The 6,298-nt window shown below is 39.0% G+C and carries 7 protein-coding genes; 4 read left to right on the forward strand and 3 right to left on the reverse strand.

Annotated features, from left to right (window positions below; genetic code table 11):
* From ACO1O5_RS18195 to ACO1O5_RS18205, 3 genes are all read left to right on the forward strand, one after another.
* A partial coding sequence (locus ACO1O5_RS18195; protein ID WP_486272764.1) for a sensor histidine kinase occupies positions 1-490 on the forward strand: 490 nt, incomplete at its 5' end.
* Between the two features lie 5 nt (positions 491-495).
* A complete protein-coding gene (locus ACO1O5_RS18200) occupies positions 496-918 on the forward strand; it encodes a response regulator (protein ID WP_486272766.1) in 423 nt (140 codons plus the stop codon).
* Position 919: 1 nt separating this feature from the next.
* On the forward strand, positions 920-2,767 hold the full coding sequence (locus ACO1O5_RS18205) for a PAS domain S-box protein (RefSeq protein WP_486272768.1): 1,848 nt from the start codon (positions 920-922) through the stop codon (positions 2,765-2,767).
* 7 nt (positions 2,768-2,774) lie between these two features.
* Here the strand turns inward: ACO1O5_RS18205 and ACO1O5_RS18210 are convergent, their stop codons facing one another.
* Complete coding sequence (locus ACO1O5_RS18210; protein ID WP_486272770.1) at positions 2,775-3,248, reverse strand: SRPBCC family protein; 474 nt, start codon at positions 3,246-3,248, stop codon at positions 2,775-2,777.
* A 464-nt stretch (positions 3,249-3,712) separates the two neighbouring features.
* Between ACO1O5_RS18210 and ACO1O5_RS18215 the strand changes: the two genes are divergently transcribed.
* A complete protein-coding gene (locus tag ACO1O5_RS18215) occupies positions 3,713-4,540 on the forward strand; it encodes an alpha/beta fold hydrolase (RefSeq protein ID WP_486272772.1) in 828 nt (275 codons plus the stop codon).
* Between the two features lie 16 nt (positions 4,541-4,556).
* Here ACO1O5_RS18215 and ACO1O5_RS18220 read toward each other — a convergent pair whose 3' ends face one another.
* Together ACO1O5_RS18220 and ACO1O5_RS18225 are read right to left on the reverse strand one after the other, a co-directional pair.
* The gene (locus tag ACO1O5_RS18220) at positions 4,557-4,928 is read right to left on the reverse strand and encodes a response regulator (protein WP_486272774.1); all 372 of its coding nucleotides are present in this window, start codon (positions 4,926-4,928) and stop codon (positions 4,557-4,559) included.
* Positions 4,925-6,298, reverse strand: a 1,374-nt coding sequence (locus ACO1O5_RS18225) for a PAS domain-containing sensor histidine kinase (protein WP_486272776.1), incomplete at its 5' end; no start/stop codon positions are given. The genes ACO1O5_RS18220 and ACO1O5_RS18225, both read right to left, overlap by 4 nt.

Consider the following 6,298-nt stretch of genomic DNA (forward strand, 5'->3'; position numbering starts at 1 on the left):
GGAGGTAGTTACAAGAACATGCACGGCATTAAAGTCTGTTATAGAGGAATCGCAGACCACAATAAATATTTCCCCTCTTCCAAAGGTTTGCGGAAACGAATCGCAGCTTTTGCAGTTGTTTCAAAATCTCATCAGTAATGCTATAAAATACCAGGATTGTTTAATACCCGAAATTGAAATTACCTGCAGCGAAACACCGGGCGAATGGCAGGTTTGTGTTCAGGATAACGGGATAGGGATAGACGCTAAATTCAATGATAAGATATTTATCATTTTTCAGCGGCTGCATAACAAGAAACAATATACAGGAACCGGCATCGGCCTGGCCATTTGCAAAAAAATTGTTGAGTTACACGGAGGTAAAATATGGGTTGAATCATCAAAAGGTAAGGGGAGTAAATTTTATTTTACCATATCCAAATTACAGACCTCTCCTGTTGATGGCACTAACATGCTTTGCGCCGCTTTAGCCGATAACCTCCTAAAATAACTACTATGCAAAAGAAAATTAATATCCTATTGGTAGAAGATAATGAAGGCGATGTTGTGCTTATGCTGGAAGCATTTAAAGGCCACTCAGCCCGGTTAAACATATCTGTAATAGATAATGGAGAAGCGGCACTGCTTTCTTTAAAGTCTGCGGCGGCAATATTACCTGACCTCATAATACTTGATATTAACCTGCCTAAAGTAGATGGCAGGGAAGTATTGCATTTTGTAAAAAACGATAATGAGCTGAAGAAAATTCCGGTAGTAATGTTGACTTCATCCAGCCTTCAAAAAGACATTGAATATTCCTATAACAATTGCGCAAACTGTTATATCGTAAAGCCGGGAAATTTAAACGATTTCATCGGGACGATACATTCTATCGAAAAATTCTGGATTCATTGTGTAACCTATCCGCAAAAAAATTAACATGCATAAAACTAACCTCTTATCAATATTAATAATTGAAGATAATGCCGGAGATCAGCTGCTGCTGCGCGAAAACCTCCTAGGCACTAATTTATTGATTGATGAAATTATAATGGCCGAAACACTTGAAGAAGGCATGCATTATTCAGGTAAACAAAATTTTGCATTAATATTCCTGGATCTTTTCTTATCCGACAGCAGTGGCCTGGATACATTTTTAGAATTAATAAAAGTAAATTCCAGGGTGCCTGTTATCATTTATTCCGGTTTAGCTGATACACAAATCGCCCTGCAGGCAATTGCTGCAGGCGCCCAGGATTTTCTGATTAAAGATGATTATAGCGGCAGCTTATTAGAAAAAACCGTGTTGTACAGTATTGAAAGAAAGCATATTTTGGATGCGCTTGAAGAGAGCAATAAAAAATATGACCTTATAAGCAAAGCAACCCACGATATGGTGTGGGACTGGAACCTAATTACAGATGAAGTCTATAGAAATCCCGAAGGCTGGAAAAAAATATTCAGAACCGGGGAAGGCAATGAAATAGGTACGAAAGACGCCTGGGCATCAAGGGTTCATCCTAACGATCGTGAAAGAGTAGAGCTTATGCTTCATGAAGCCATTAATTCCCCGGACCGGCAGCTGTATGAATCAGAATTTAGAATTGTAAGGAACGACAATACAACGGGCTACGTTGAAGACCGTGGTTATATTGTGAGAGATGCAGATGGAAAAGCTATAAGGCTTATTGGCGCTTCTCATGATATTACCGATAGAAAAAATAAGGAAGAAGAATTGAAAAAACTATCGCTTGTTGCCAGGGAAACTATTAACGGAGTTGCAATAAGAGATAAAGATCAAAAGATTACGTGGATCAACAACGCGTTTACAAAGATATATGGCTACGAATTGGCGGAGGTCATAGGGAAAAACCCAAATTCTTTTTTGCATGGCTCCGGAACAGATATTGATATATCCGATGACGTGAAGCGGCAATTACTAAAAGACAAACCATTTGTTTATGAGATAATCAATTATACCAAGGCAGGCAATAAGATATTAGTAAAAATACAGGTACAGCCCATATTTGATGGCAATGGTAATGTTAAGCAATCCTTTTCTTTAATAACAGATATTACGCGGCAAAGACGACTTGAAGAACAGGTTGAGGAGGAAAAAATAATAAAGCAAAAAGAAATAACCATTGCAGTATTTGCCGCGCAGGAGAATGAGCGCTCGGCAATAGGGCGCGAACTTCACGATAATGTTAACCAGCTTTTGGGAGCCACCAAATTATACATCGAAATGGCGCAAAGAGATGATGCCAACCGGGAGTCATATTTAGCAACTTCTTCCGAATATACGCTTACGGCGATTGAAGAAATCAGGAAGTTATCTAAAATACTTATCACGCCTTTAATAAATGAGCAAGGCCTAGTAGATTCCGTTAAAGATATTGCGGACGATATAATGCTGGTCCATCCAATAAAAATCTTATTCGACACAGAAGATTTCAATGAAAGTTGCTTAAGCAACAGGTTCAAACTAGACATTTTCAGAATAGTACAGGAACAAATTAATAATATTTTAAAACATGCCCGGGCAGAAAAGATCCTGATAAATTTTAAAGAAAATAATGGCCAGCTCTTTATTTCAATAAGTGATGATGGTATTGGCTTTGATACTGCAGCAAAGAAAAGCGGCGTTGGCATTACTAATATAAAAAGCCGTGCGGAACTGTATAATGGAATTATGCAACTAACTTCTGAGGCGAAAAAAGGAACGCAGTTATCTATAACTTTTGATACCAAAGATTTGTTGAATAAATGCCATGCAATAGCTGGCTAAATATTATTTATCCCTTTAATAGCGTTGTTCCTAATTTTTTTGCAAGCCCTTTCCCACCCCAATGCATAACGGTATTGTGGCTGACAATAAAAAAGGGCTTCAACAGAAATGAAAAGGTGTTCATCCATTTTTTGGTTGTAATCACGTTCCAGTTGTATTGCACATGTACAATGCCATCCTGCCCGCTAAACAACCATTCGCCATCACCTTCCAATTCGCCGAAGGCAACACCTTTCAACCGGCGAAGCGGTTCGTTTTCGGTAAGCCTCATGCTGAAAGTGAGCGTGTAGGGCAACACGCTTTTCCAGGTGTATTTTCTAACGCCATTTATTCCCCGCGGATCGTTTTTTTCGATTTCAATAACTGACTTTACTCCTTGCCACCATTGCGGCCATTCTGTAGAGTTATAAATGGCATCCCACACATCGGCCAACGGCGCTTTTAATTGCCATTTGGTAACGAAGGAATATTTTGTTGCCATGTAAAAAATATATCGAAGTGATCGCCTGTGTTCTTGTCAATTCTATAAGTTAAGATATGTAAAAGCTGCCATATGTTAAATTAATAAAGTTGACTGCTATTTCCGTATGGTAGCCGTAACTTTGTTATCTTAATTTGATGGTACTTGCTTAAGGTACTAAAACCGGATATCTATCGAATTAAATTTTAAATTTTCCCGCTTACAATCGCTATTATTCCCATGAAAAACCCTCTTTAACCGGAATGTTTGAACCTCTGTCAACAACTATGACCTGGTAAAATTAATTGCTGAAAAAAACCTGCGCGGATGGCAGGTTTTTTTATTCTATTCTCCATAATGGAGAAAATAATTCTACAAGTTTACTGAAGGAAGCGGGTTTTTATATTATTGCTGCCGCCATATTTATTGGCAAAGTTTTGGGAGTATGGCACTAAAATATTATTAACCATTTTAATCTTTTACGCATGCCATTTATTAAGTCAACAATAATAAATGCTGAGCCGGTAAACATTTATTATGAAGACCTTGGCAACGGCCAGCCTTTAGTTTTTATTCACGGCTGGCCGTTGAGCGGCGCTATGTGGGAATACCAGGTAACGGAATTAACCAACAAAGGTTTCCGCTGCATTACCTACGACCGGCGGGGTTTTGGTAAGTCTGACAAACCTTATTCAGGCTACGACTACGGTACCATGGCCGGCGATCTGAAAACATTGATTGACGAATTGGATCTTGAGGATGTAACGCTTATTGGCTTTTCGATGGGCGGTGGCGAAGTGGCCAAATATTTTAAACATTATGGCGATGCGCATATTGCAAAAGTAATATTGGTGAGCAGCGTGTTGCCTTACATGCTAAAGACAGATGACAATCCCGATGGTGTACCGCAGGCAATATTTGATGACATTGCGAAAGGCATAAAAAATGACCGCCCGGCCTTTATGGAAAATTTTGCAAAAGTATTTTTTGGAGTTGCAACGGCAAAGCAACCGGTAAGTGATGCCTTTTTAGCCAACAATTTAACCCGTGTAATGGAGGCTTCACCAATAGCCACGCTTGAGTGTGTTAATGCATTTGCGTCTACCGATTTCCGTGAGGACGTTATAAAAATAAATGTACCCACACTAGTTATACACGGAGATGGAGATAACATTGTACCGATAAAAGCTACGGGGGAAAGAAGCGCTGAGCTTATAAAAGACGCCAGCTTTATTATTTATCCTGGTGCGGCGCATGGGTTATGGTATACTGAAAAAGAACAACTGAATAAAGATATTCTTGCGTTCCTGTAAGAGCTTGGAGTAAAATTTATTGGCTGATGGCCGCTAATGTCTTTTCAATTGTTAGCAGCAAGGTATTAATATCGAAAGGCTTTTTTAGTACACCATTTGCTTTTGCCCGTTCTTCAATTATTTCAATTTCTGCATTGGCTGAAAAAAGGATGACGGGTATGTGCATATAGGTAGCATTAGATTTAATGAGATTAACTGCATTTTCGCCGCCGATAGTGGGTATCCATAAATCCATTAAAATAACATCGGGATCTACTTCCTCAATATCTTTAATTATATCATCGCAAAATAATCTTGTTTGAACAAGGTAATTTTTTTGTTCAAGGATTATTTTGCAGACCATAAGTATTTCTGCGTCATCATCGAAAATCAAAATACGTTTTTTCATTGTGATACGGGAATAGTAAAATAAAAAGTGCTGCCTTTGCCGGGCTCGCTTTCTGCCCATATTTTCCCATGATGGCGTTGAACGATTTCATGAGAAATAAATAAACCGATACCTAACCCCTGGAAATGCACGGCACGTTGCTCCTCCCGGTAATACCGCTCAAATATTTTATCGAGACTTTGTTTGCGAATCCCAATGCCGGTATCCCTTATGGCAACCTTCACCTCACCTGCTTCCATCGACAAATTTATGAATACCTCTTTTGATTGGGGAGAATATTTAACCGCATTACTCAATAAATTAATAACTACCTGTCCTAATCTCTCTTTATCTCCCCATACAGGTTCTTTTATTTCTCCTGAACATAACAGGCTATGCGTAGTTGAAGTATACTGCATTTCGTTAACTATATTAACCACCATTTCATTAAAATTAAATGCAGTTATGTTGAGATCCAGTTTCCCATTTTGTATTTTGCTTACATCCATTAATTCGCCAATAAGATCGTTTAGCCGGTTAATTGATGCGCCTGCCTTTTGTGCGAATAATAAATCTTCGTTATTCGTTTGAGCCAGGCCTATTTCCAATAATTGGATGTAAGCTTTAGCCGTTGTTAGGGGCGTTTTCAGTTCATGGCTGGCAATACCTATAAACTCATCTTTTATTTGGTCTTTTGTTTTTTGATCATGAATATCACCCGCCGAGCCAACCCAGGAAACAACAGTGCCGTCATCATTTAAAATAGCGCTTGCCTTGCTCAAGTGCCAGCGATACATGTTATCGCTTTTCCTTTTAAATAATAACTCCATATTAAAATCTTTCCCGGTTTTTAACGAATGGCTCCATGCTGTTTTTACCTGCCCCAGCATTTCAGGTTTTATGGCCCGTTCCCAGCCCCACCCGATTGCCTCGTCAAACGTCATTCCTGAATAATCAAGAAAAAACTGGTTAAAATAATTTACACTCCCGTTAGCAGATGCAGTGGAAGTAATTTGCGGAATGTTCTCCAGTATTTTTTTAACATGATTCAGGTTGTTTAGTTCTGCTTGCTCCGCTTCTTTTCTTGCCGTAATGTCATCGAATGCAAGCAGTATCCAGTTGGCACCGTTCTCTTTTTGTATAGGCTGGGCGTTAAAGCATATGGTGCGGGTTCCTGCTGCCGGAAATGCATAAGTAACCTCCCACTCAATAAATTTTTCATTTCCTCTCTGAATTTTTACGAGGTGGCTTCGTAAACCCGGTATGTTCCACCCGTTATTTTGTAAATCGAATAACACGTTTCCTAACGTTTCTTCTTCAGTAAGGTGAAAATCCCGGTAGAAAGATTTATTGGCGCTTTTAATTCTAAAATCGTTGCCAATAACCATCAA

Source organism: Ginsengibacter sp., from assembly GCF_057362405.1.

Bases quoted from the DNA above. Each gene is read 5' to 3' on its own strand.
- ACO1O5_RS18200 (WP_486272766.1), top strand. From the start codon at position 496: ATGCAAAAGAAAATTAATATCCTATTGGTAGAAGATAATGAAGGCGAT.
- ACO1O5_RS18205 (WP_486272768.1), top strand. From the start codon at position 920: ATGCATAAAACTAACCTCTTATCAATATTAATAATTGAAGATAATGCC.
- ACO1O5_RS18210 (WP_486272770.1), bottom strand. From the start codon at position 3,248: ATGGCAACAAAATATTCCTTCGTTACCAAATGGCAATTAAAAGCGCCG.
- ACO1O5_RS18215 (WP_486272772.1), top strand. From the start codon at position 3,713: ATGCCATTTATTAAGTCAACAATAATAAATGCTGAGCCGGTAAACATT.
- ACO1O5_RS18220 (WP_486272774.1), bottom strand. From the start codon at position 4,928: ATGAAAAAACGTATTTTGATTTTCGATGATGACGCAGAAATACTTATG.